Here is a 22,983-nt window from a genome sequence, read left to right as displayed (position 1 = left end):
AGCGCTCACTGGTGTGCACACGCGTCAGTGCCCTGGTCCGTTCTCGGGGAAACAGAACCGCAGGGCTTCAGCGGCCTCATCGAATGGCGGGGAGACATCCAGCCAGGGAGAGCGAATGCGGGCAAAGGCAGCGGCCGGGAAGTAGCGCGAGAGGCTGGAGTAGGAGGCGCCTCGGACGCGCTCCGCTGGCAAGACCAGACCGGCGGTGGCGTTGCCGCTGCGGGCACAGCGGAAGCGGACCTTGCAATAACCGCTCATGGCCTTGCAGCCAACGGGGGAGCCTCAGCAGTCGCCGGGGGCCCAACGGGGGAAGCCACAGCCGGCACCGCCGGCACTGGAGCCGTCAGGAGGAAGCGGTAGATGGTGCAGTCAGTGGCCAGGCAGTAGCCAGCAGCGTCGTGGAACGCCGTAAAGCCGTACTCCTCAGCGGCATCGACGCAGCTGGCGCATCGGGAGGAGAAGGTCTCCTGCCACCAGGCATCGGCAGCAGCGATCTGGTCATCCTCAAGACCGGTGGGGTCAGCGTTGATGAAGTAGCAGGCCCAGTGGGTGGGCAGCAGATAGCTGACCAGGGAGAGCTGGCGCGTATCCCGTTCGCTTCTGCTGAGGAAGACGGGCTCAGGGGGACACAGGGGTGGACCTGGCAGGTAGAGGCTGGAAGCAGTCATGAAAGTCACAGCATCAGAGGGACACAAAAAAGCCCCGCACGTAGCGGGGCGAACCAATCCAGGCGGACTTGAACCGCCAAACAGCAAGACGCCCCCTGGCAGGGACACAGGGGGGCGTGACGTGGACCCCGAAAACTGAGCCAGCCCTTATGAGAGCTTCCCTACCGGCCAGACTTGGCCAGGAGAAGCCCCATGAAACGCAAGCGCCACACGCCCGATCAGATCATCCGCAAGCTGCGCACCGCTGAGCAGCTCCTCAACCAGGGTCAGACCGTCGCCGACGTGTGTCGAGCCCTGGAGGTGTCGGTCCCGAGCTACCACCGCTGGCAGCAGCTCTACGGCGGCATGAAGGCCACAGAAGCCAAGCGCCTCAAGGAGCTTGAGCAGGAGAACACTCGTCTCAAGCGATTGCTGGCCGACGCTGAGCTGGACAAGGCGATGCTGAAGGAGCTGGCCGAGGGAAACTTCTGAGCCCGGAACGACGTCGCAGGGCAGTGATGGTTCTGCAGGATCAATTCCGGGTCTCCCAGAGACGGGCCTGCCGGCTGGCCGGCCAGAACCGCAACACCCAGCGCCGGCCCATGCCGGTGGCGGCGATCGAGGAGCAGAAGCTCCGCCGGCGGATCCGTGAGCTGGCCCGGCGCCATGTGCGCTGGGGCCGGCGTCTGGTCTACCGCCGGCTGCGGCTGGAGGGCTGGAGTGTCAACCACAAGCGGGTGCAACGGATCTGGCGGGAGGAGGGCCTCCAGCGGCCCCTGCCGCGCCGGCGCAAGCGTTCCCGCACTGCCAGCGGCTCCAGAGAGCTCCTGCGGGCCGAATACCCCCACCAGGTTTGGGCGATCGACTTCCAGTTTGACCAGACGATGGATGGACGGACGCTGAAGTTCCTGAACGTGCTGGATGAATACAGCCGGGTCTGCCTGGCCATTCGTGTCGGCCGCCGCTGCAAGGCTGTAGATGTGATCGACACGATCGAGGAGTTGCTCAGGCTGTTTCCGGCACCCACCTATCTGCGAATGGACAATGGGCCTGAGTTCATTGCTCATGCCCTGCAGGAGTGGTGCACAGGCAGCGGTTTGTGTACGGCTTACATCGAGCCAGGTTCGCCCTGGGAGAATCCATTCGTGGAGTCGTTCAACGGCCGCTTCCGGGATGAGTTCCTGAATATCGAGCTGTTCGCAACGGTGGCGGAAGCCAGGCTGTTGGCGGAACAGCACCGAATCGAGTACAACACCTACAGACCGCATTCGGCGCTCCAGGGGCGTACGCCCCTGGAAGTCCTCCAGCAGTGGAGAGCGGCCTGACTACCCCCAAGCTCTCAGAGGAACTGGACCAGCAAAGGGGGTCACGTCAGGCGCTCGCTGCGCCTTGCCTGCTACGCAGTGACCTCCAAGAGGTCTGGAAGGCATGCAGGTGGATTGGGGATTTGGATGGTGTTCGTCGGGTGTTCTTGCCCTTCTTTTCAGTCCCATCCGGAGACTGGAAGCCGGTTTTGCACCGCATCCCTGGTGATCCATCTGGAAGAGATGGGAAGAGGGAAGGAGATCGTGCTCGATCTCGCTGCGACGGCACCGCCGGGCCCCAATGGGCAAAGGAAGGGCGTAGCGCGTCAGGGCCGCAAGGCCCCGCAGGAGGAAGACTTAGCGTCTATTGATACTGTCCTGCGCATGTATGGGCGCCTGTTGTGTGTTGGCGCAACGCTGGAGAGACTTAGTCACGGGAAGCCTGTTGACCCGCACAACGGTGCGCACCGGCTCGATCCGTCCTCGGGCATCTGCTGCCCTCGTCCTCCCGCTAAACCCCTCCGTCGTTTGGTCGAACGAGTATCTCTACGGGGCCGCATGCCCTGCGCTGAACGGATTGAATACCGTCAGGCGTCTCGTTTGCACCTACCGGTTGACGGCACCACAACCGGGAGTGGCTGGGATCCGTACGACCTTGGGGGAGCGTTTCTATGTTGTAGCCGCAGCAAATACCGCTAGCAATGATGCATAGGGTTGGTGCGCAAGTTGCGCTGTTGTTGGAGGAAGGATTAGACACTTTGGCTCTCAGCATCAAGGCTGTGAGCCTGACCGGTGAGAGTGAGCGACTGCGGCGCAGTCCTGTCTCATCGGTTGAAAGCAACATAAGGGCACAGCGAGCAATACGTCAAGCAATTGAGGAGGACTGAATGACTACCAGCCGGGCAATGACCGAGATCCTGAATGAGCCTTAGAGAAGCAGACAAGACATATAGTTACTTGTAAATGTATAAGAGTGAAAGAGAAGAGCTAGAGAGGCCAGCGCGGAGAACTTCTTCAGTGGAGAGCTGAATGAAGGATGACACTGGCTGTCAGGAAAAGTCCTCCCTTCTCAATGAATCAGTCATGCAGACTTTCAGACACAGAAGACTGGATCCAGCCATCCTCTGAATCAATAAAGTCAAAGGGAACCAAGCTGGTCATTGGCATGATCGCAAAATGACGTCATGTCCGCAATCTACAAAACAGTCACAGGGGTATTGTCCTGGCCATTCTCACGATCACTCCCCACAGACCAAACAAATGGCGAATGTGGCCACAAGAAGCTCTGCGTAATGACCATCTATCCCCGACTAGCAATGCTGTGCGCTTCTATCGCCCTTTCGCCCAGGTCCACGTCATGCGCCGAGGCCATGACCTCGTTGCGTGCCAGACGCTTCTCTAAGCCCTCAATCTGCTGCGATAGTTCTGCCCACCGAGTAGCAGACTCACGACGCTCGACCACATGGTTCATGGTGTTAATAATCAGCTTTGCAGCCCCTAAAGCAATCGATTCGGATTGTGACTGCAGCAGCTCTCTGGCTTTTTGAACCGCATCTCCGTAGCCCTGCTGCAACTCCTTCGTTGCCTCAGATTCAATGTGCTGCAAGGCCTCATCAACCGCTCGCACATACGCAGGGTTCCGCCCCCATGACAGCAGCGTCGTGTAGCCAATACCCAGCTCCTGCGCAATTTCACGCAGCTGCATCCCCTCAGCCGTCATCAAAACGGCCTTCCTTTGCCTGGGTTTCAGGGTTGCTGAGGTCATTGCAGCTTCTGTTCGAGTTGGATTTCGTCAGTTTTGGCGGGCCTTCCAGCAGTGGCGACATCCACTACGGCCATCTCGTGCCTTCTGCTTCCGCCAACCGCTCCTGACTCAGCCCACTGGCCGATCTGGATGAAGTATGAGGGCTGAGGCGGATGCGGGAGACTTGCCAGGGCTCCAGGCGCTTAAAGACCACGCGGGGAACCAGCATCTGATAGTTAAGTTTACTGCCGCCTTGTAAGGCCGCCTATCTTCTTGGCCAAACCCAGGAAGCGTGAGGGCACCAGAGTCTGCAATGAGCGGACACAGGAGCGGCACGCAAGGGTTTCGTGTAACACTTGCCAAGTGGCTTGATACCTATGCGCTCGCCTGAGGTGAGGGCAGCTTGGCGCCTTGCCACTTGCGCCGGGGGCGCCCCCTAAAGCCACCGCAGTGGGCGAAGCCGGGCGCAGCGTGATGGGTGGTGACGGGGGCGTGACGGATAGGTGACGTCAAAAACCCAGGCCTACCAGGGGGTGTGGTGGATGTGATGGATATTCCCAACTCCATCGGCCCCACTCAGGGGTAGACATACTCGTCACCAACCCCCTTTCTTTCTCTCCCTTTCTTTCCCAATCAAAATCTCAATAGAAGAAAAGCGTCACATCCGTCACATCCCTGTTCACGACTGGGTTCTTAACGTCACAAGTACATAACGAACCCATCTCCCCTTGCCGGGATCCGTCACCCCCTAGGTCCGACTGGTTCCTTGCCATCGCTGCCTCCAGCTCGAGCCACCGTTACGCTTCCATCGAATGGCCGCCGAGCTTCCGCTGAAGTGCAAACCGAATTACTCCAGGGACATCAGCGTCCACATTTCCGTTCCGCATCCTCAGCATCGGGATCCGTGCCCCATACCCTGTCCTGTAAGGACTCACGTTCATTGAACCCTTCGGCAGTGGTAGCCCCAATCGATCACGCAACAGACTCACAAGCGCGGTTTTGAACCGGCTTAGAGCCAACTCTTTGCCCTTGAGGCCAGAATCCTCCATCCAGCCGCGGTAGGCGGGGTAAGCGAACATCGAGATATTGTGATTCGGCGCATCGAACATGGAACCCTCACTGGAGGTGATGGTACCGATCTTTAGCCCGTGATACTTCCCCTTCTCATCTGGAGTGTCATCGAAGATCAGATACTGCTCCGCCCAATCCGCCAGTGGGTTAGTCAGCTCCATATCCAGCAACCCATCAAGCTCAGCCAGCCCCCCAGATTCCTCCATGGCCTCCCTTGCCTCCTGAGGATCCATGGCCAACACCCATGGCACGAAGGCCCCCAGCTCGTCCGCCAACTCTCCTTCCCAGTGATCAACCCGCCAGGACAACATGTCCCTCCGGTCTGCCACAGGGATAGGCTGATCAAGGTGGATACTCCTCCTTCGATTAAATACCGCCGAAGAGTCGTCCTTCGCCTTGACCGCTGAGTTCCCCACTAACAGCACCAAGCCGCGAAAGGTGAAGTCATACTTCTCGGTCGAGTTCTTGCGTTCAGCCACGATGGAGTCCCCCCCGGTGAAGGCTTTCAGCCGCTCCAGCGGTCCTGCATAGTCCTGGCTCTCCGCAAACTGCAGCAGCGCCGCACCCCGCGCCTTATACGTCTCGAACCGCTGGTTCCTGTCCTCCATTAGATGGAGCTGACTGCTGGCCGTACATTCCCTCCCAACCAGTGCTTCCAGCAGCCGCGCCAGCACCGACTTGCCGGAGTCACCGACGCCGGTCAGCTCCACGAAGCCCTTAGCCCCCAGCCGCCGCAACGCGGCTGCACATGCCGCCCGAAACAACCGCTGCTGATGCGGCTTTGGCAGCAACTGCTCGATGCAAGCGAGGATCTTCACAGGCAGCTCGTCCGGCCTGAACTCGTATGGCAGCACCCAGGTGTTGCCGTACTTCCGGTCATGGGGCAGCAGCACCCCATCCAACAGCCTGACAACCCCATTTCGCATGGGCAGCACCCCGTGCTGAACTACCGGATCAAGAGACAATGCCCGCCGACTCGGGTGATCGCGCAACTCGGCGACCAATCCGATCCTCGCCTTGCTGTCAAGAGTGAGATCGTTGCTCCATTGCATCGCCGCCACCCACCGCTGCAGAGGCTGCTGAATCGCCGTGCTCGCTTTTCCCGGCAACGGCAACCAGTGATCACCCTCCCATTCGTAGAGGCGCTCCTCATGCCCATCAACGACGAACTGATCCTTGAAAACGGACATTGCAATAGTGACCTGAACCGGCAACTTCGGCTTTTTGCGTGACCCATCCCAGCACCACTTCAGCCGGCCTTCATCTCTTTTGCAGCACATCTCCGCCTGACTTGCAAGCAGCAGCAGCTCCTTCCCCCCATGTCGCTTGAGGAAGCTGGACGGTGTGTTCGCGCTCGCGTCAGGGTCCAACCCACCACGGGTCTGCGGCACCTCACAAGGCATGTAAATCAGACGAGGATCCCCACCAACGCCAGCAAACTTCACCGCGACTTTCTTCAATGCCTGTGGCACTTTCACCATCGCTCGGCTGGGCCAACACAGGAACACCGTTCGTCTCTGGAAGTCCTTGCCCTCCATCCCTTCAGCGATGGCAAAACCTGCTGCTCCTAGGGCGGCTCGATCCTCTTCGCTCTCCGCCCAGTAAACCGCCGTCTTCCAATCGATGTCGGGGTTGCCGGTGACCCCTAGAGCAGGAGCTTCTTCTTGAGTGGACACCTCCTCTGGAGTCGAAGCCACTGCCCCCTCATCTCGCTTCGGCCGCGGAGTGGCCAGCGCCTCAGTCAGGGCTTGTTCCATCTGACGGGCATTAAACAGAGCCACCTCCGGCCCCACCTCCTTGAATTTCGCGGCCGGTCGTCCCCAGCTCCCCGTGGCCGATTCCCCGGCGTACGCCCACCGAGTCGCAGGATCCACCTTCCCGGCGATCACATCACCCTTGGTCAGTTCCGTCGGCGGGTTAAAGCTCTTCCCGCGATGGCACACCACCACCACCCCATCTGGGTTGTCGAAGATCGTGCAATCGGCGTCGGAATCCCGACCACAAACCGGACAGGGATCTTCTTCGCCTGAGTGCGACACGTGGCCTGCAGCGGCCCGTACCCGACCCTCCTCCTCGGATTCGCCCTTGGTGAGCTCCGGCAGCACCGCCTCAAGCTCCTCAATTGTGTAACGCCGCTCCGGATCCGCTCCTTCCAAAATCTGGGCATAGCCAATGGGCTTACCCGCCAGCGGGTTCTTCGGCTGCCCCTCCTTGGAGGGCTTGCCGATATAGAGCGATCCGGCCAGCCGCATCGGCTGCGACCTGCCCACCACCGCCGGATCCGAGGGAAAGCCCGCATCCGTGGCCCGCTTCACCACCCGGCGTGCTGCCAGCTCCCCCCGCAAAGGATCTACCCCCTCGGTGAGCACCCAGTAGCTGTGGACGCTTTTCCCTCCAGTGGCTACCTGGAATGTGGGCTTGGGCAGGCCTAACACCTTCCACCCCTCGATCTGCCATTCGATTGGCTGGTCGTCCCACTCAGCCCTGATCGATCTGACCTCGGTTATGTCGGCTTTCTTGTTGCCGCCAGGATTTGGCAGCACAAAGGCAGCAGCACCATTCATCACCAGAGGCGCTAGCTCTTCCACGATTGTTTTAGCAATATCTCGATCGCCCTCCTCGCCTTTGAAGTTGCGGCGGAGGCTTTTGTGTTCTGGGTTGACGGGCACCGTTCGGAACCGCACCTCGTCATCCCTCAGACCCAACAACTTGATGTGCCGCAGCGACTCCTCTAGGCGGATGTACTTCTCCATCCAGAGGCCGAATTTCTCCGCTTCCCTTGTCTTCTCCTCCTCCTCCACATCTACCCGCAAGGCCACGGCGATGTCCCTCCACCAGGTCGACGAGGCTCTTGGCCTTGCTCTCTCATGCGGTAGCTCGGCTATTGCCACCCCGGTGGTGGGCCGCACGGTGGCATCCCCCAGTCCCGCCGCGTTGCTCTGGTTGAGGTCGTCCATCAGCGGGCCCCTCCGATGGCGGTGCCTTCGGCGGCATTGATGAACGGTGACGGTCCATCCAGCGGTAACGACCTGTGCCACCCACTCAGTAGTGGAACGACCTGCCGATCACGCCCCCGATCACCGCCGTTATTACCAGCCCAGGCGGAGCTGCTAATCCACCAACTCATACAATGTTCGGCAGCCTTCATGCTACTGCCCCCCGTCAGATTGCACCCTTCAACAAGCAGGCCATGTGCAGTAAAGAGTGCTCGCCATGACATAAATGGCAACAAGTGTAGGAGGCGCGGCGAAGCGCGCTGTGGCCCATTTATTTGAATCGGAACCCAGCCATAGTGCACTCCCTTAAACCGTGCAAACCGTGCAGTTCCGCTGAACTCGCACGGTTTGCACGGTTTAAGTGCCTCCATCTGTTAATCCAATGGGCTGAAATGTGTCTGTGCCAACTCATCTGCCATGCGTCCTTCCCTGACAGCCACAGACGACACCAAGCAGCTGTTCGATCTGATCAGTGCTCAGCTGCATCTGATTCAGGCGCGTCTGGAGCTCAAGCCCAGACTCAGCAGCAGCCCCTGGCTCCCCCTGGCAGAGGCAGCAAGGGCCCTCCACTTCCCCAGCTCCCGGGCCTTGCGCGCGGCTATCGACCGTGGTCGTATCCCTCCCCAGTTCGTGAGCGCTACCACCGGCGACACCGGCAAGCGCAGGACGCTTTACGTGGATGTGGAGGGCTTCCCCTCACATCTGCGCACCGCTCAGGTCGTGAAGTTCGCGCCCTACGAACAGGTCGATCCAACCGATGGGTTGAACGAGCTCGACGGCTACCCCGCGGCCAGCGCGTCCACCGGCACAGGCTCCAGGGGCTGGGCCGCCGATGTTGAGGAGGTGCCCTTCTGATGACACACCTCCTCAACATCGGCGGCGGTGTTGGTGGCGGCGGCCGGACCCAGGGGGGAAAACCCCAGCCGCCGACCATTTGCCGCGCCCGCCGGCCCACCACCACCGTCCACGTCAGCAGCCTGCGGGACCTCTACCGGCTGCTGCTGCTGGTCCTGGTTTTACAGCTGAGCACCCTTCTACTGGTGAACGCTGGCTCGATACCGCCGCGGCTCATTCCGTCCAGCACCAACGCCGTCTTGCGCCCCGATGCGGTCACCACCACCGGTTGGGCACCGTCCTTCAAACCAATTTCACAACGATGACCAACACCGCTTTCTCCCTAGTGCCCTTCGAGTTCGAGAGACAACAGATCCGGGTCTTCACCGACGAGCGTGGCGAACCCTGGTTCGTCGCCGCCAATGTCTGCGCCACCCTCGCCATTGGCAATGTCAGCCAGGCTCTCAGCCGCCTCGATGCCGACGAGAAGACCCTCATTTCAAATGAGGGTGCTTCCGCGGGCGATCCGCCCAGCCTGAGTCTGATCAACGAGCCGGGGCTCTACGACCTGGTGCTCGGCAGCCACAAGCCTGAGGCCAGATGCTTCAAGCGCTGGGTCACACATGAGGTGCTCCCCACCCTCCGCCGCACCGGTCACTACGCCATACCCGGCATGGCTCCTGCCCAAGCGGCTCTACAGCCTGACAAGCAGGACAGCGTCAGCGCCTTGCTGCTGATCGGTCAGGCAGTGGCCCAGCTCCCCGGCGTGAAGCTCGGCATCGCCATGGCCGCCACACTCACCTGCATTGAAGTGAACACTGGCCTGGCGACCGAAACCCTGCGGCGGGCACTGCCGGCGACGGAGAAACCGATCTGCTCCCTCAATGCCACGGGGCTCGGGCAGTTGCTGAGCATGAAGACCAAAGAAACAAACCAGCACCTCGCCGCCTGTGGGCTGCAGGTCCGCAACCAGCGTGGGGAATGGGAGCTCACCAATGCTGGCCTGCAGTGGGCAGAGGCCCTGCCCTACTGCCCCGGTGGCCTCAGCAGTTACCAAACCTTCTGGAACCCCGCCCTGATCGACGTTCTGCAGGAGCTGGCCTGATGGAGAAACAGACGACACCTCCCAAAAATGGGCGTGACCGGGTCTGGGTGACCACGGCAGAGGCCTGTGCTGCCCTGGGAATGAGCCGCGAAACCCTCCGCCAGCTGCGGCTGCGGGGGGTACTGCAACCAGGCAAGCACTACCGCCGCTGGGGCTGCACCCAGGGTCGGGGTCCGCTCCAGTGGCACCTGGAGAACGTGGAGGCAACCATCACAGGCTGGAGCCGCCGCCACCTGTAGATGTCGAGGCCCGATCAGGGGACCAGGGGCTGGCTGATCTGCTGGATCAATGCTGCATTGACGCTGGTCTCGCAGCTCAGCCAGACGATGGGGTGAATTGAGCCCCCCTCCGCCTTCGTTGCGGCTAGCTCACAGACTCGTCGGCGGCTGGCGCGCCATTGCTCCAGCAGGGCTGTACTACTCAGCAGGCGCTGCAGCGTGGCGTCATCCTGATTCCGCTGGCGCCACTGGCAGGCCACGATCTCCTGGGTGTTGCCGTCACAGTCGGGCCGAAAGGGAAACCGCTGCAGCAGCTCCACCGATTGGCCCAGGGTGTCACCCGCGGCTTGGGCGGGCAACGGGATCAGCGCGGTTGCCATCACAAACGCGGCGAGCAGCAGCAGGCGCATAGAAGCGGAGCCGGACACAATCGGACCATGCATAGATCTGAGCAGGAATAGGACGCGCCAGCCCAACGCTCTTGCGGAAGCTGCGTTTGCTCCGTTTATTTCGATTAAGGTTCGAGTGGCCTTCCCCTCCTCCTGGTCCATGGCCGTCGCTTTTCCCAGTTCAATTGAGCCCGTGATCCCCACGGCTGAGGCGGCCAAGGCCGCAGAAGCAAGCCTGCGCGATCTCTCCTGCCTCCGTACCAGCCTTGGCCTGCGTCAAGCCAGCCTCTCCCTGGATCTGGAAGGTGGCCAGCACGCGTCCGTCCCCATCCCGGTTGCGGCACTGGAGTTGCTGCAGGGAATCCTGGTGCAGATGGCCAAGGGCAATGCCGTCACGCTGGTTCCGGTGCACGCCGAGCTCAGGACCCAGCAAGCCGCTGATCTCCTGAATGTGTCACGGCCGTTCCTGATCGAGCGCCTAGAGCAAGGGGAGATCCCTTTCCGCAAGGTCGGTACCCATCGGCGCATTCGCACGGCCGACCTGATGGCGTACAAGCACGCCATCGATCAGCAGCGTGCCGCAGCCCTCGATGAGTTGGCAGCTCAGGCCCAAGAGCTGGGCATGGGCTACTGAGGTGAATCGCCTCACCGTCGTCTACGACGCGTGCGTTCTCTATCCGGCTCCCCTTCGCGATCTGCTGATGCGACTGGCCCTCACGGATCTCTACCAGGCGCGATGGAGCGACCAGATTCACGACGAGTGGATCACAGCAGTACTGCGGAACCGGCCTGATCTGCCCAAACAGCAACTGGAGCGCACCCGCTCGCTGATGAATGCTCACGTGCGCGATGCGCTGGTGGATGGCCATCAGACCCTGATTCCAGCCCTGGAGCTACCTGATCCGGACGACCGCCATGTCCTAGCCGCCGCCATCAAGTGCGGGGCCGATCTGATCCTCACCTTCAACCTGGATGACTTCCCGGAGCAAGCCTTGGCGAGCTATGGGATTGGCGCCTGCCATCCCGATCCGTTTCTGGTGGATCAGTTGAATCTGGATAGCGCGAGAGTCTGCACGGCGATGCGACTGCACCGAGCCAGCCTGAAGAATCCTCCCAAAACAGTCGAGGAGTACTTGGCGACCATGGCGGAACAAGGCTTGAGCAGGTTCTCTCAAGCCGTGCGGTATTGCATCGCAGAGATCTGAGCGCGTAGGCCCCGGCCCAACCTCTGCTCTGCCTTGGCGAAAGCGTCATCCACCACGTCGTCACCACACCATCGGCTGTAGGCCGCCAGGTGGGTTTCCAGTGTGTGCCCCATCGCCGCAGCCACCACCTTGGGTGGCAGGTCGCACACAACATGAGCGCGGTGGGCATAGCCGTGTCGGCAGGAGTAGAGCACCAACTTCTCACCCGAGGATTCGTACTGGAGGCGCAAGTTCCTCCAGAGAGAGCGACGACGCATATAAGTCCCGAAGTCCTCAGCACCGTGGCCCGGTCGCATCGGCGGCATCAACTGAGGACGAAACACCCTCTCCAGCTGCCAAGACACAGCCCAGTCATCGCAGGGAAGCACTCGCAAAAGTCGAGGACGAGTCCGTCCACGACTAGACACCTTCTGATAGGTAGTCCAGAGCTGACCCTGCCGATGCTCCAGGTGCTGCAATTCCTCGGGGCGCAGTCCGTAGGCAGCCATCAGCTGAAAAGCAAGACGCCAGCGTTCGTCGGGGATAGCAGCAACGAGTTGCAGGATGTGCTCTACCTCGATCGGGGTGGTGATGCTGCTGCTCACCCGCCTTCTGCCTACATAGACAGAAAGATCCAGGGGTGGCGCCCAGTGGGGCTGTAGCCGCTCGGAATCCACGCCCCATCGGAGTAAGGCGGCGGTGAGCTGGACCTGAAGCTGTCGTCCCCGGGTCCCTGGTCGATCCTTCCAGGCACCAACGATCGTTTCCAGGAGTTGTTTGGGGGAGACCGGACGCCGCTTCCCTCCGGCGGCCTCGAGGATGGCTGCCATACGCCTGCGGTAGATGCTCTGCCAGGTTGATGGCTTGATAGCTCCACTACTCAGCTTGTACTCCCTGAAACCCTCAATGAGTGAGGGCCAGTCGACGTCCAAAGGGGAAGCTCCATTACCAATGGCAACGTCCTCGCCTGGGGTTGAGTTGCTCGCCTGAATTGCCAAATCCAGCGGTACGCCTTCCCCAAAGGCCTTGTGGATGGCGAGAACAGCCGTGTGAATCCGCTGTCGCTCAGTCGCAGCCCAGGCCATGGGCAAAACCCGCTGTTGGCGTGTTCCACCAGCGGCCCCAGCCGAAAGATTGAGCAGGACCCGTCCACGCATCTCCGAAACGGTCCAGCCACTCCGGGGGCCCAGGTCGGATTTCAGCGACAAGCGCAAGGCTGTCACCCAATCGCGATCTCTTGCATCTCTTGCCATGCGGCTGCCGGCTTGGGACTTCGGCACAGGATCCAGACAATCAGGCAGAACGACGCACTTGCAAGATAATCCGCAAGAGAATCATCCACAAAGTCTGGCATAGCCAGCCAGAACTTGGCAACCACAGGCAGCCCAAAAGGCAGTGACAGCAGTGGCTTGAGGAGGGAACTCAAGTGATTGCAAAAACTGAGGCAGGCCTAACATAAGAGCTTTGGGAGCACTAGGTCGCAGGTTCGAATCCTGTCGCCCCGATTGACTGTTCAGGGATTGGTGACCACCTCCGGTTGGCCATGGGATGGACGGAAGCCCATCGGACTTGAGGTAACGCCCTCTCCTGGACGGAGATCCGTACCCGCCTTCGCCGACGCAGGCTGTGGAGCAGTGGCAACAGTTCCAGAAGGCGGGCTTGGGCCGTTTTGAGCGGCAGTGCTAGTACAGATCACTCCGTCAGGGCTAGGAGCCTGTTGCGCGTAGACCAACAGGCTCCTAGACGTAAGCGGCCCGGCCTGGCGTTTTCAGGCGTGATATCAGGCCGGGCCACTGATCCTGGCTCAGCCCATTCCGGCCTTGCCCTTGACGTCTTCAACAGCATTCCGGCCTTTAGCCTCAGCCTGCTTCGCCTTACCGGCGAGGCGATCTCCCTTGTTGCCAGTGACCTTGCCAATCGATTCCTGGGTCTTGCCCTCGATGTCCTTGGCGCCAGCCTTGACGCGGCCGGCGGTGGAGGCCAGGGGCAAGGGGGAGGCGCTGAGAGTGAAGGCTCCTGAGGCCTGGGCGGGAGCGCTCAAAGCCGGCGTGGCGATCAACACCAGCAGGCTGAAGACAAGGCCAAGGCAAGTGGCGGCCAACTGGCGCAGAAAACGAAAGTGGTGCTTCATGGTGACGATAGCGAGGGTGGAAAGAGGTTTAGTGCAATGAAAAGAAAAGCTGTGGCAACCAATACTGCATGTCCAGAGTTGTTCAATAGTCAGTAACCATTGATTACTGGACTCCGATCACAATGATCTGAGCAGAACATTATGATTAACGCTGCTATTCACATTGCGCCGCGCCGGCCGGTGAGGAAAGAGATCACGGCAAGCACGAGAAACACAAGGAACAGGATCTGAGCGATGCTCGCAGCTGATCCGGCGATACCGCTGAAGCCCAGGACCGCAGCGACGATCGCAATGACAAAGAAAGTAATGGCGTAGTTAAGCATGACGAAGCTCCTAAAGTGTGTTGATCAGCTGAGCAATCTCTATTTAGTTGGTGGCGTCGCGCACTGTGTCTTTCAGGTCTTCCATGGCATGTTCACCGCTGGCTTGGGCTTGCTTGACCTTGCCTGCTAGCTGATCCTTCTTGTTACCGGTGATGTTGCCAGTGGCCTCCTGAACTTTGCCTTCGATGTTCTTAGCGGTGGCTTTCATGTCTTTTCCCATACCCATGACTGACTCCTTTGTGGATGTGCACATCCATGTGATATGGATGTGCTCCAAGTCTGCTCATGAACACGAGCATTGATTCGCCAATGGTCTTTCGTCTTTCTTAAGCTCTTCTGCATTAAGTCTGCAGGATTGGTAAGTTTATTCAGCCATATTCTGATATGGGCAAATTGATGCGCATCGTCAGCACATCTGCTTCATTTCAGTGGATCCTTGCAGGGCACTCCCCGAAACCAGCCATTACGCCTCCGCTTCCCCATAAAGGAAGGATTGGGTGCAGCTAGGAGTTAGTTGCCCGTAGACCGCGGCCAGCCTCTCCACAGAAGCCCCTGAAACCGCCCAGATCTAAGTTGCTGCAATCAATCTGGGCGAGAGAATGGGGTATGCCCAAGACCTTCCGCCCCTGGCAGCCTGAGCAGACCACCCTGCTGCCGCCATCACCCAGTGACTGGCTCTTAGAAGACCATCAGGTGTATTCCTGCTGGATCTGGTGGATGAGCTGGATCTCTCACAGGTCCTGATACCTGCTCAACCCAAGGATCCCTGCGGGGAGAAGGGCTTTAACCCCAGGATTTAGCCGGCAGGTTTCCGCGAAGCGGTTGACGCTGCTGTTGCTCGATGCGTACTGCGTGGGCATCGTCTCTTCCCGCAGGATCGAGCACGCCTGCTACGAGGACCTGGCCTTCCGGGTGCTGACGGCCAACCAGCAGCCAGACCACAGCCACATCAGTGAGTTCCGACGCCGGAACCTTGACGCGCCCACTTGACGCGCTCAAGGGTCTGTTCGTTCAAATCCTGCGGCTCTGACAACCAGCCGGGATGGTGAGCCTGAGCCATGTGGCGCTGGATGGCACCAAGGTTCAGGCCAATGCCTCCAAACACAAGGCCGTGAGCCATGAGTGGATGCTCAGGGCGGATAGGGAGCTCCAGCAGGAGATCAACGCCTTGTTGCGCAAGGCCCAAATCCTGGATGCCCAGGAGGATCGTCGCTACGGCAAGGGGAATCGTGGCAGTGATCTGCCTGATGACCTGCGCCTGGCGCTGGAGGCCTGGGTGTGCCAGCAAAGCGAACAAGCTGCCTACGGATCAGGTCTTGGGCTCCTGAGGTACCGGCGGAAGCCGCCGCTCCACCTGCAGAAACACCAGCCAGGCCAAGCCGGCGGCGATGCCGCCGGTCCAGTCACTGCGCAGCAGCTCCACGATCGAGATCGTGCTGGCGCCAATACGGAGGCCACGCAGTAGGAAGCGGCCCAGCTTCTCAAGGTTTAAGGGCATGAGCAAGGGCTCGAGCTTCAGGTTGGCGGGAGGCTAGAACCCGCCAGCAGCTAGGCGATCAGCGCAACCAACTGCTCCAGCCGATCCAGGCGTTGCTCCAGGTGCTGCAGCTCAGGGCCGCCGGCCTTGCTGCAGGCCATGCCGTCGCTCCTGCCGCTGGCTGCCAACTGGCCACTGGCTCTGCCGTCCTTGGTGCCGTTGACCGGGAGGGCGCTACGCGAGGGGGGACCATCGGGATGGCTGAGCAGGACGTCCACCTGTTGAAGCTTGGGGCCACTGCTGAGGCCCTTGATGCCGCGGTGAAGGCGCTAGTGGATGGATCGTATTGGCCTCCGTCGCTATCAATAAGCTATGATCATCTTCTCAGTGCGCACTTATGGAGACTGCCTCAGGACTGTGTGATGGGCTAGAGGATGTGCGCTTCTCTGGAGGCTAAGGAATGAATCGACTCCTGCATGCCGTTGGGGCCATCGTTGTCGTTCCATACGTTGTGCTGGCACTCTTCTTTCTTTGCATCGGTGAGGTTGCACGAGCAAGAGGCCTTGGTGCCCTTATTGAGATCGCCTGGAACAGCCTTGACTGGTTCGCCTGGGGTATCTACGTAGCCCCTGCCCTTTGGGTTTGCCTTGTCGCCACAGGTTGTATTCCAAGCCTGCAAAGAGCAAGCTCACTTTGCCTGTGCCTGCTTGCCGCTGTCAGCTTCCTTGTGGTTGTCACCTTGTCTTCGAATCAAGTTGGCATTGGCGAGTTCATTTTCCTGCTCCCATGCATCGGCGTTGCCGCGACCAGCGCTTGGCTATTCGCTCAGACTAGTCGCAAGACGCCGTCATCCTTTTCTTCTGCAGACTTCTAAGCAGAGCTCAAGGCCAGGGTCGCGTCGGTAGATGTGGGTAACACTGGGCGGCTGTTCGGCGGTATCTGGACGATGTGCAGACATTCTGCCGACGTGAATCGTTCAGATCTGCTGTGGCACCGGTCTTCGGTCCATTCACAGGAGGCCCTCCGTTGCGACGCTTCGGCGTGAACCATCCAGACCAGACCCAGCCCTGGACCGCGGCAGAACGCTCGCGGCTTCAGCAGCTCCAGCGGCGCCAGCCGCACTGGCTCAGGACAGGCCATCCGCAGACCTTGCCAATGGAAAGGTCTCAGGTGAACCACCACCCGAGACCCCTGCCCGAAGGCACCACCACCGTGAAATGCTGGTCCTTGACAAGTATGCCCGCTTGCTGGCATCGCGCCGGCGCAGGGCATGACCATCCCCGTTCAGTGGCGGGCGGATCTGTGCAGCGGCCTTAGCTTCCGGCCGTACTGCCAAAGCCCCGGTGCCGGTCACTTCCCGCCTCCCCCGCCTGCTGATGGTTGCCGGCCTGCTGGCCGCCAGCCTCGCCACCGGCTTCGCCGCGGCTCCAGCTGCACGGGCGGCGGCAGCGGCCCAGCGGGTCACCCCACAATCCCTCGCTGCCGCCCTGGCACGCCTCGATGGCCTCGCCACCTCCATGCAGCGCCGCACCGGCGTGCCGGGCATGGCGATCGCGGTGGTGCACAACGATCAACTGGTGTTTCTGCGTGGCTACGGCGTGCGCAAGGCGGGGCAGGCAGGAACGGTCGATCCCGACACGATGTTCCAGCTGGCCTCCCTCTCCAAGCCGGTGGCCAGCACCGTGGTGGCGGCCCTGGTGGGAGATGGGGTGGTGGGCTGGGACGATCCGGTGCTGCGCACCCTGCCTGAGGCCCGCATCGGTCCGGCCGGCACCGCGCCAGATGTGACCCTGCGCGATCTGCTCTCGCACCGCAGCGGTCTGCCTGATCATGCCGGCGACGACCTGGAGGATCTCGGCTTCGATCGCAACACGATCCTGTCCCGGCTGCGTTTCCTGCCCACCAACAACCGTTTCCGGGCCCACTACGCCTACACCAACTTCGGCTTCACCGCCGCGGCAGAGGCGGCTGCCCGTGCCGGTGGCAGCAGCTGGGAGGCGATCTCGCGCGAGCGGCTCTACAAGCCCCTGGGCATGACGCGCACCACCTCCAGCCATGCCGCGTTGATCGCCGACGCCAACCGTGCCCGCCTGCACGTGCCCACCGCACAGGGCTGGGTGGCGCGCTTCGATCGCGATGCCGATGCGGAATCTCCCGCTGGCGGGGTGAGCGCGTCAGCGCGGGACATGGGCAGCTGGTTGCGCTTGCAGCTCAACGGCGGCCGCTTTGCCGGCAAGCCCGTGCTGCAGGCCGCTGCCCTGGCCGAAACCCATCGCCCGCAGGTGATCAGCACCCCACCGGCGGATCCAGCCACCGATGCGGCCGGGCTCTATGGGCTCGGCTGGAATGTGGGCAAGCACGGAGCAGGGCTGGTGCAGCTCTCCCACTCCGGTGCCTTCTTCCTTGGTGCCGCCACGGCTGTGTATCTGCTGCCTGCCGAAAAGCTCGGCATCGTGGTGCTCACCAACGGCCAACCAGTGGGCCTGCCGGAAGCGGTGGCGCTCAGCTTTCTGGATCTGGCGGTGGAAGGGGAGATCAGCCGTGACTACCTCCCCTTGCTGCAGGGCATCTTCAAGAGCATGAGCCAGCAGGACTACCCCGCCGTGGTGGCCCCCGCTGTCGTCGTGCCGCCGCTGCCCCTGGAGCGCTACGTGGGCCGCTACGAGAACGACTACTTCGGGCTGCTCGACATCCGCCGCGGGGCCGACGGCCTTGAGCTGCTGATCGGCCCGGAGCCGCAGCGCTTCCCGCTCACGCCGGTGAGCGGCAACACCTTCTCCTACCAACCCCGCGGCGAAAACGCCTTTGGCCCTGCGGCGGTCACGTTTCAGGCCGGGGCCGGCGGAATGCCCACGACCGTGTGGGTCGGAAACCTCGATCGCAACGGGCTGGGGCTGTTCATTCGCCAGAAACCGTGACGTTTTGACAGCTTTGCCGCGATGCTTGGTCAGCGTTTCACGGCATTCCCTTGTTCAATGATGGCCACGATGGTGCGCCCCAGCTGCCGCCGCTGAACCGCCAGCAGCTGGAAACCCTGCTGGCGGCCCTTGATCCCCGGCTCGATGGCTTCGGCAAGGGAACCTCCTGCCTCGACGATGCCGCCGCCTTCCTGGCGCGCCTGTCGGCAGAACCTGCCGCTGCGAATGGCGCCGGCACCAGCGGCAACGGAACGGGCAGCAGCAACGAATCCGCACCGCTGCAGGTGTGGCTGGAGGCCTGGCGTTCCGCGGGCGGCAACCGCCAGACGCTCTCACTGATGGTGCGGATGCTGCTGGCGCAGGCCGGCGAACCGCACAGCTCACCAACTAGCGCCTGAGCCCAGGGGGCTGCGGCGTCGCGGTCGCCGCTCAGAGCGAGCCGGCCAGCAGCTGGCGGATCAGGGCCGGATCCACGTCGTTGCGGATCACCACATGGCCGATGCCGGTGGGCAGCACGAAGCGCAGCTGCCCCTGGTTCACCTTCTTGTCGCTCTGCAGGGTCTGCATCGCCGCCTCCACGTCCAGCGGCGGCAGAACCAGCGGCAGGCCGGCCTTGGCGATCACCGCCCGCTGGCGTTCCTGGTCGGCGGCTTTCCACAGGCCCATCGCCAAAGCCAGCTGACCGACGGCCTCCATCCCCATCGCCACCGCTTCGCCGTGGATCACGGTGCCGTAGCCGCAGAGCGTTTCCACCACGTGGCCGAGGGTGTGGCCGTAGTTGAGGATCGCCCGCAGGCCGCCCTCCCGTTCATCAGCTGCCACCACCCGGGCCTTGGCGGCAGCCGAGCGCTGCAGCAGCCGCTGCAGGCGGGCCGGGCCGATCGCCTCGAGGCTGGAAAGATCCGCCGCCGACTCCAGATCGGCGAACAGGATCGGGTCACCGATCACGCCGTATTTGATCACCTCCGCCATGCCGGCGCGGAACTCCCGCTCCGGCAACGTGGTGAGCGTGGCGGGATCCACCAGCACCAGCTCCGGCTGGTGAAAGGCGCCGATCAGGTTCTTGCCGCCGGGGTGGTTCACGCCAGTCTTGCCGCCGATCGCCGCATCCACCATCGCCAGCAGGGTGGTGGGCACCTGCACCACGGGGATGCCGCGCAGCCAGGTGGCGGCGGCGAAACCCGCCATGTCGCCCACCACACCGCCGCCCAGCGCCACCACCAGGGATCGCCGCTCCAGTCGCTGCGCGTAGGCCGCGTCGTGGATCTGGGACACGGTGGCGAGGGTCTTCTGCTCTTCCCCCGCGGCGATCACCAGCCGGGTGGTGTGGAAGCCGTGCCGCTGCAGGCTGGCCAGTACCCGGGCGCCGTAGTGGTGATCCACCTCAGGATTGGTGACCAGCAGCACCTGGGTGCCGGCCGCGCAGCCCCGTTCCTCCAGCAGACCGCCCAGCGCCTCCAGCGCCCCTTCACCGATCCGCACCGTGTAGGGATTGCTGGCCAGCGCCACCTCGATCGTGCGCAACGGCGACCCCGCCACCACTCCAGGGCCTGGGGTGCGGTCGGATCGGGAGCTGGTGGGCTGGCTGGAGGTCATTGCGGAGACCCTTCGAACGGAGGGGGGTCTGATCGTGCTGAAGGTAAGGCGCGGCTACCTGCGGCCGGCTCAGCTGTCGCTGTTGAGCAGGCTCAGCAAGGCGCTGCCATAGCGCTCCAGCTTGGCAGCGCCGATGCCGCTGATCGCCGCCAGTTCCGCGCTCTGGAGCGGCCGCCGCGCGGCCAACTCCACCAGCGTCCGGTCATGGAACACCACATAGGGAGGCACCGCCTGCTCACGCGCCTGTTCCCGCCGCCAGTCCTTGAGCCGTTGCAGCAGCTCGAGATCGGCGCCCTGCCCGTCGGCCCCAGCCCCGGCAGCGCCTGCGGCCCCGCTCAGCGCGCCGCTGCGTGCCCGCGAGCGCCGCTCCTGGCGCGGTGGTGGCAGCGGCAGCTCCAGCCGCTGTTCGCCACGCAGCAGCGGCCGCACCTGCGCCTCGGCCCCCCAGCGCAGCCCCCCGTGTCCATCGGGCACCGGCTCCAGCAGCCCGGCGGCGGTGAGCTGCCGCAGCAGGGTGCGCCACTGGCCCCGGTCCAGTTCCTTGCCGATGCCGTACACACTCAGTTCGTGGTGCCCCAGGGCCCGTAGGCGCGCTGTGTCGGCCCCCAGCAGCACATCCACCACGTGGGCGGCGCCGAACCGCTGCCCGGTGCGATATACCGCCGAGAGGGCTTTCTGGGCCGGGATCGTCACATCGGTCCGCTCCTGGGGCTCCAGGCAGCGGTCGCAATTGCCGCAGGGCTGCTCCAGCGTTTCGCCGAAGTGCGCCAGCAGCACCTGACGGCGGCAGCCGGGCGCTTCTGTGAAGCCGATCAGGGCGTCCAGTTTTCCGTGCTCGATCCGTTTCTGGGCCGGCTCGGCCTCGGAGTCGTCGATGAAGCGCCGCAGCTGCGGCACATCACCGTCGCCGTGCACCATCCAGGCGGTGGCCGGCAGCCCGTCCCGGCCAGCCCGGCCGGTTTCCTGGTAGTAGGCCTCCAGGCTCTTGGGCAGATCGACATGGGCCACAAAGCGCACATCCGGCTTGTCGATGCCCATGCCGAAGGCGATCGTGGCCACCACGATCACCCCGCTGTCCCGGCGGAAGCGGCTGAGTGCGGCGCTGCGCTGCGGCGCCTCCATTCCCGCGTGATAGGCGATGGCGTCATGACCAGCGGCGCGCAGGTCCGCGGCGAAGCGGTCCACCCGGGCGCGGGAGCGGGCATAGACAATGCCAGCATCGCCGCGATGCGCCTCGAGGAAGGCCAGCAGCTGGGCCTTGGCCTCGTCCTTGTCACGCAGCAGGTAGCGGATGTTGGGGCGATCGAAGCTGGCCGTGAAGACACGGCCCTGCTCCAGCGCCAGCCGCGCCACGATCTCGTCGCGGGTGCGCGGGTCGGCGGTGGCGGTGAGCGCCAGCCGTGGCACCTGGGGAAAGCGGGTCGCCAGCTCCACCAGCTGCAGGTAGTCCGGCCGGAAATCGTGCCCCCACTGCGACACGCAATGGGCCTCATCAATGGCGAACAGCGCCAGCGGTCGCTCCGCCAGCCGATCGAGCAGGTCGCCGGCCAGCAGCCGCTCCGGCGACACATACAAGAGATCCAGGTCCTGGGCCTGGAAAGCGCGCCAGATGGCGCTGCTCTCCTCCGGCGCGAGCGCCGAATGCAGCGCCGCCGCCCGCACGCCCGATTGCCGCAGGGCTTCCACCTGGTCCTGCATCAAGGCGATGAGTGGCGAGATCACCACCGCCAACCCAGGGCGGAACAGTGCCGGGATCTGATAGCAGAGCGATTTCCCGCCGCCGGTGGGCATCAGCACCAGCGCCGAGCCACCGTCGATCACGTGCTCCACGATCGCCTGCTGCGGGCCGCGGAAGGCCTCGTAGCCGAACACCTCGCGCAGCACGCCCTGCGCTGAAGCTCCGGGCTGCAAGGGGCCCTGCGGCGACACGCTCGGCTGCGGGTGTCCCAAGGCGGTGGCCCCTGCGCGCTGATCTCCCACAATGGCGCCATGAACGGCCCATCCGTACCGCGCCCGGCCCCTGCTGCGGCCCCGGCTCTGGCCACGCCCACGGGAACGGCAATGTCCACAGCCCCGGTCACGCCCTCGCCCACGCCTTCGCTCCTTGGTCGTCGCCTCACCCCCTGGGGCTTCCTGGCGCCGGCGCTGCTGCTGCTGGCGGTGTCCGTGCTTGTGCCGGCGGCGATGGCTCTGGTGATCAGCTTCACCGCCACCGGCCTGGACATGAGCGAACCGCTGCGGTTCGTGGGCCTCGCCAACATCCGCCGCCTGCTCACCGACCCGGTGTTCTTTCAGGTGCTGGGCACCACTTTTCTCTATCTGGTGGGTGTGGTGCCGCCGATCGTGTTCGGCTCGCTGGCCCTGGCGGTGCTCGTGAACCGCAGCCTGCCCGGCATCCACTGGTTCAGGGCCGCCTTCTACACCCCCGTGCTGGTGTCGATCGTGGTGGCGGCGATCGCCTTTCGCTGGCTGTACGCCGAAAACGGCCTGATCAACGGCTGGTTGGCAGCGCTGCTGGGCGGCACGTTCGAACCGATCGGTTTTCTCACCAGCCCGTTGCTGGCCTTGCCGGCGGTGATGCTCGTCACCCTGTGGAAGGGACTGGGTTATTACATGGTGATCTTCCTGGCCGGTCTGCAGGGCATCTCGCCGGAGCTCTACGAAGCGGCGGCACTGGATGGCAGCGAAGGCTGGCGCAGCCATCTGGATATCACCCTGCCCCTGCTGCGCCCTTACATCACCCTGGTGGCGGTGATCTCGGCGATCGCGGCCACCAAGGTGTTCGAAGAGGTGTTCCTGATGACCCAGGGGGGGCCGGCCGATTCCACCCGCACCCTCGTCTATTACGTCTATGACCAGGCCTTCTCGGAACTGGAGATCAGCTATGCCTGCACCGTGGGCCTGGCCCTGTTCCTGATCGTGCTGGTCTTCTCGCTGCTGCGCTACCTGCTGGCCGGCGACCGCAGCCTCACCTGAGCCCGATGGACGCGGTGGATGTCAGGCTGCACGCTTGCTCGGCCGCCCCGGCGGACCACCATCAGGGGCA

Annotated in this window: 27 protein-coding genes; 12 read left to right on the top strand and 15 right to left on the bottom strand. The window is 62.9% G+C overall.

Features of this window, described 5'->3' with window-relative positions:
• Positions 1-24: 24 nt before the first annotated feature.
• Together CJZ80_RS02590 and CJZ80_RS02585 are read right to left on the bottom strand one after the other, a co-directional pair.
• Positions 25-258 carry a hypothetical protein gene (locus tag CJZ80_RS02590; protein ID WP_094510533.1) on the bottom strand — a complete coding sequence of 78 codons (234 nt, stop codon included), beginning with the start codon at positions 256-258 and terminating at the stop codon, positions 25-27.
• Positions 255-668, bottom strand: a complete 414-nt coding sequence (locus CJZ80_RS02585) for a hypothetical protein (RefSeq protein WP_094510532.1) — start codon at positions 666-668, stop codon at positions 255-257. The genes CJZ80_RS02590 and CJZ80_RS02585 overlap by 4 nt, the downstream gene beginning before the upstream one ends.
• Before the next feature lie 192 nt (positions 669-860).
• On the opposite strand from CJZ80_RS02585, the gene CJZ80_RS02580 reads away from it, so the two are divergent.
• Positions 861-1,972 (top strand): IS3 family transposase gene (locus tag CJZ80_RS02580; protein ID WP_369802981.1). Its coding sequence is split into 2 segments (ribosomal slippage): positions 861-1,122 and positions 1,122-1,972, totalling 1,113 coding nucleotides; the frame shifts between segments, so codons are not numbered across the junction.
• A 1,279-nt stretch (positions 1,973-3,251) separates the two neighbouring features.
• Here CJZ80_RS02580 and CJZ80_RS02575 read toward each other — a convergent pair.
• Complete coding sequence (locus tag CJZ80_RS02575) at positions 3,252-3,716, bottom strand: sigma factor-like helix-turn-helix DNA-binding protein (protein WP_094510530.1); 465 nt, start codon at positions 3,714-3,716, stop codon at positions 3,252-3,254.
• Positions 3,717-4,492: 776 nt separating this feature from the next.
• Positions 4,493-7,723, bottom strand: a complete 3,231-nt coding sequence (locus CJZ80_RS02570; protein WP_094510529.1) for a DUF5906 domain-containing protein — start codon at positions 7,721-7,723, stop codon at positions 4,493-4,495.
• A gap of 456 nt (positions 7,724-8,179) precedes the next feature.
• Between CJZ80_RS02570 and CJZ80_RS02565 the strand changes: the two genes are divergently transcribed.
• Genes CJZ80_RS02565 through CJZ80_RS14840 form a run of 4 tightly spaced genes read left to right on the top strand, consistent with a single transcriptional unit; the run spans position 8,180 to position 9,940 of the window.
• Entirely contained in the window at positions 8,180-8,617 is a 438-nt protein-coding gene (locus CJZ80_RS02565) for a hypothetical protein (protein ID WP_233132748.1), read from the top strand.
• Entirely contained in the window at positions 8,617-8,922 is a 306-nt protein-coding gene (locus CJZ80_RS02560) for a hypothetical protein (protein WP_094510528.1), read from the top strand. The genes CJZ80_RS02565 and CJZ80_RS02560 overlap by 1 nt, the downstream gene beginning before the upstream one ends.
• The gene (locus tag CJZ80_RS02555; protein ID WP_094510527.1) at positions 8,919-9,701 is read left to right on the top strand and encodes a BRO family protein; all 783 of its coding nucleotides are present in this window, start codon (positions 8,919-8,921) and stop codon (positions 9,699-9,701) included. Before CJZ80_RS02560 ends, CJZ80_RS02555 begins: the two co-directional genes overlap by 4 nt.
• Positions 9,701-9,940, top strand: coding sequence for a helix-turn-helix domain-containing protein (locus CJZ80_RS14840; RefSeq protein ID WP_158217401.1), 240 nt, complete (start codon positions 9,701-9,703; stop codon positions 9,938-9,940). Before CJZ80_RS02555 ends, CJZ80_RS14840 begins: the two co-directional genes overlap by 1 nt.
• Positions 9,941-9,954: 14 nt before the next feature.
• Here CJZ80_RS14840 and CJZ80_RS02545 read toward each other — a convergent pair whose 3' ends face one another.
• A complete protein-coding gene (locus tag CJZ80_RS02545; protein ID WP_158217400.1) occupies positions 9,955-10,362 on the bottom strand; it encodes a lysozyme inhibitor LprI family protein in 408 nt (135 codons plus the stop codon).
• A gap of 139 nt (positions 10,363-10,501) precedes the next feature.
• On the opposite strand from CJZ80_RS02545, the gene CJZ80_RS02540 reads away from it, so the two are divergent.
• Positions 10,502-10,942 (top strand): helix-turn-helix domain-containing protein, encoded by a 441-nt coding sequence (locus tag CJZ80_RS02540; RefSeq protein ID WP_233132747.1) that lies wholly within the window; start codon positions 10,502-10,504, stop codon positions 10,940-10,942.
• Position 10,943: 1 nt separating this feature from the next.
• Entirely contained in the window at positions 10,944-11,513 is a 570-nt protein-coding gene (locus CJZ80_RS02535; RefSeq protein WP_198948208.1) for a PIN domain-containing protein, read from the top strand.
• Here CJZ80_RS02535 and CJZ80_RS15545 read toward each other — a convergent pair.
• From CJZ80_RS15545 to CJZ80_RS02515, 5 genes are all read right to left on the bottom strand, one after another.
• Positions 11,480-12,577 (bottom strand): hypothetical protein, encoded by a 1,098-nt coding sequence (locus CJZ80_RS15545; RefSeq protein ID WP_094510522.1) that lies wholly within the window; start codon positions 12,575-12,577, stop codon positions 11,480-11,482. The genes CJZ80_RS02535 and CJZ80_RS15545 overlap by 34 nt on opposite strands.
• A 134-nt stretch (positions 12,578-12,711) precedes the next feature.
• Complete coding sequence (locus CJZ80_RS14830) at positions 12,712-12,918, bottom strand: hypothetical protein (RefSeq protein ID WP_144036877.1); 207 nt, start codon at positions 12,916-12,918, stop codon at positions 12,712-12,714.
• A gap of 378 nt (positions 12,919-13,296) precedes the next feature.
• Positions 13,297-13,623, bottom strand: coding sequence for a CsbD family protein (locus CJZ80_RS15880; RefSeq protein ID WP_094510521.1), 327 nt, complete (start codon positions 13,621-13,623; stop codon positions 13,297-13,299).
• A gap of 158 nt (positions 13,624-13,781) precedes the next feature.
• Positions 13,782-13,946: a DUF1328 domain-containing protein gene (locus tag CJZ80_RS02520; protein WP_094510520.1), complete on the bottom strand. Its 165-nt coding sequence runs from the start codon at positions 13,944-13,946 to the stop codon at positions 13,782-13,784.
• Between the two features lie 43 nt (positions 13,947-13,989).
• Entirely contained in the window at positions 13,990-14,154 is a 165-nt protein-coding gene (locus CJZ80_RS02515) for a CsbD family protein (RefSeq protein WP_233132746.1), read from the bottom strand.
• 644 nt (positions 14,155-14,798) lie between these two features.
• Between CJZ80_RS02515 and CJZ80_RS15875 the strand changes: the two genes are divergently transcribed.
• On the top strand, positions 14,799-14,936 hold the full coding sequence (locus tag CJZ80_RS15875; protein ID WP_369802987.1) for a transposase: 138 nt from the start codon (positions 14,799-14,801) through the stop codon (positions 14,934-14,936).
• On the opposite strand, the gene CJZ80_RS02505 is transcribed toward CJZ80_RS15875, so the two are convergent.
• Genes CJZ80_RS02505 through CJZ80_RS02495 form a run of 3 tightly spaced genes read right to left on the bottom strand, consistent with a single transcriptional unit; the run spans position 14,896 to position 15,701 of the window.
• Complete coding sequence (locus CJZ80_RS02505) at positions 14,896-15,243, bottom strand: hypothetical protein (protein WP_144036876.1); 348 nt, start codon at positions 15,241-15,243, stop codon at positions 14,896-14,898. The genes CJZ80_RS15875 and CJZ80_RS02505 overlap by 41 nt on opposite strands.
• 12 nt (positions 15,244-15,255) lie before the next feature.
• Positions 15,256-15,444 carry a hypothetical protein gene (locus tag CJZ80_RS02500; RefSeq protein ID WP_094510761.1) on the bottom strand — a complete coding sequence of 63 codons (189 nt, stop codon included), beginning with the start codon at positions 15,442-15,444 and terminating at the stop codon, positions 15,256-15,258.
• 50 nt (positions 15,445-15,494) lie between these two features.
• The gene (locus CJZ80_RS02495; RefSeq protein WP_094510517.1) at positions 15,495-15,701 is read right to left on the bottom strand and encodes a hypothetical protein; all 207 of its coding nucleotides are present in this window, start codon (positions 15,699-15,701) and stop codon (positions 15,495-15,497) included.
• A 182-nt stretch (positions 15,702-15,883) separates the two neighbouring features.
• On the opposite strand from CJZ80_RS02495, the gene CJZ80_RS14825 reads away from it, so the two are divergent.
• From CJZ80_RS14825 to CJZ80_RS02485, 3 genes are all read left to right on the top strand, one after another.
• Positions 15,884-16,297, top strand: coding sequence for a hypothetical protein (locus CJZ80_RS14825; protein WP_144036875.1), 414 nt, complete (start codon positions 15,884-15,886; stop codon positions 16,295-16,297).
• 469 nt (positions 16,298-16,766) lie between these two features.
• Positions 16,767-18,341: a serine hydrolase gene (locus CJZ80_RS02490; protein ID WP_233132745.1), complete on the top strand. Its 1,575-nt coding sequence runs from the start codon at positions 16,767-16,769 to the stop codon at positions 18,339-18,341.
• A 50-nt stretch (positions 18,342-18,391) separates the two neighbouring features.
• Positions 18,392-18,739, top strand: a complete 348-nt coding sequence (locus CJZ80_RS02485) for a hypothetical protein (RefSeq protein ID WP_094510516.1) — start codon at positions 18,392-18,394, stop codon at positions 18,737-18,739.
• Positions 18,740-18,770: 31 nt separating this feature from the next.
• On the opposite strand, the gene aroB is transcribed toward CJZ80_RS02485, so the two are convergent.
• A complete protein-coding gene (gene aroB / locus CJZ80_RS02480) occupies positions 18,771-19,883 on the bottom strand; it encodes a 3-dehydroquinate synthase (RefSeq protein WP_094510759.1) in 1,113 nt (370 codons plus the stop codon).
• Positions 19,884-20,006: 123 nt separating this feature from the next.
• Positions 20,007-21,887 carry a DNA helicase RecQ gene (gene recQ, locus CJZ80_RS02475; protein WP_233132744.1) on the bottom strand — a complete coding sequence of 627 codons (1,881 nt, stop codon included), beginning with the start codon at positions 21,885-21,887 and terminating at the stop codon, positions 20,007-20,009.
• A gap of 111 nt (positions 21,888-21,998) precedes the next feature.
• Here recQ and CJZ80_RS02470 point away from each other — a divergent pair, with 111 nt between their 5' ends.
• Positions 21,999-22,913, top strand: coding sequence for a carbohydrate ABC transporter permease (locus CJZ80_RS02470; protein ID WP_094510515.1), 915 nt, complete (start codon positions 21,999-22,001; stop codon positions 22,911-22,913).
• The last annotated feature ends 70 nt before the right edge of the window (positions 22,914-22,983 follow it).

This window comes from Synechococcus sp. MW101C3 (assembly GCF_002252635.1).
Taxonomy (GTDB): Bacteria; Cyanobacteriota; Cyanobacteriia; order PCC-6307; family Cyanobiaceae; genus MW101C3.
The sequence above is the reverse complement of the archived record's forward strand: the minus strand, read 5'-3'. Positions and strand labels throughout refer to the sequence as shown.

Bases quoted from the DNA above. Each gene is read 5' to 3' on its own strand.
- CJZ80_RS02590 (WP_094510533.1), bottom strand. From the start codon at position 258: ATGAGCGGTTATTGCAAGGTCCGCTTCCGCTGTGCCCGCAGCGGCAAC.
- CJZ80_RS02585 (WP_094510532.1), bottom strand. From the start codon at position 668: ATGACTGCTTCCAGCCTCTACCTGCCAGGTCCACCCCTGTGTCCCCCT.
- CJZ80_RS02575 (WP_094510530.1), bottom strand. From the start codon at position 3,716: ATGACCTCAGCAACCCTGAAACCCAGGCAAAGGAAGGCCGTTTTGATG.
- CJZ80_RS02570 (WP_094510529.1), bottom strand. From the start codon at position 7,723: ATGGACGACCTCAACCAGAGCAACGCGGCGGGACTGGGGGATGCCACC.
- CJZ80_RS02565 (WP_233132748.1), top strand. From the start codon at position 8,180: ATGCGTCCTTCCCTGACAGCCACAGACGACACCAAGCAGCTGTTCGAT.
- CJZ80_RS02560 (WP_094510528.1), top strand. From the start codon at position 8,617: ATGACACACCTCCTCAACATCGGCGGCGGTGTTGGTGGCGGCGGCCGG.
- CJZ80_RS02555 (WP_094510527.1), top strand. From the start codon at position 8,919: ATGACCAACACCGCTTTCTCCCTAGTGCCCTTCGAGTTCGAGAGACAA.
- CJZ80_RS14840 (WP_158217401.1), top strand. From the start codon at position 9,701: ATGGAGAAACAGACGACACCTCCCAAAAATGGGCGTGACCGGGTCTGG.
- CJZ80_RS02545 (WP_158217400.1), bottom strand. From the start codon at position 10,362: ATGCATGGTCCGATTGTGTCCGGCTCCGCTTCTATGCGCCTGCTGCTG.
- CJZ80_RS15545 (WP_094510522.1), bottom strand. From the start codon at position 12,577: ATGGCCTGGGCTGCGACTGAGCGACAGCGGATTCACACGGCTGTTCTC.
- CJZ80_RS15880 (WP_094510521.1), bottom strand. From the start codon at position 13,623: ATGAAGCACCACTTTCGTTTTCTGCGCCAGTTGGCCGCCACTTGCCTT.
- CJZ80_RS02520 (WP_094510520.1), bottom strand. From the start codon at position 13,946: ATGCTTAACTACGCCATTACTTTCTTTGTCATTGCGATCGTCGCTGCG.
- CJZ80_RS02515 (WP_233132746.1), bottom strand. From the start codon at position 14,154: ATGAAAGCCACCGCTAAGAACATCGAAGGCAAAGTTCAGGAGGCCACT.
- CJZ80_RS02500 (WP_094510761.1), bottom strand. From the start codon at position 15,444: ATGCCCTTAAACCTTGAGAAGCTGGGCCGCTTCCTACTGCGTGGCCTC.
- CJZ80_RS14825 (WP_144036875.1), top strand. From the start codon at position 15,884: ATGAATCGACTCCTGCATGCCGTTGGGGCCATCGTTGTCGTTCCATAC.
- CJZ80_RS02470 (WP_094510515.1), top strand. From the start codon at position 21,999: ATGTCCACAGCCCCGGTCACGCCCTCGCCCACGCCTTCGCTCCTTGGT.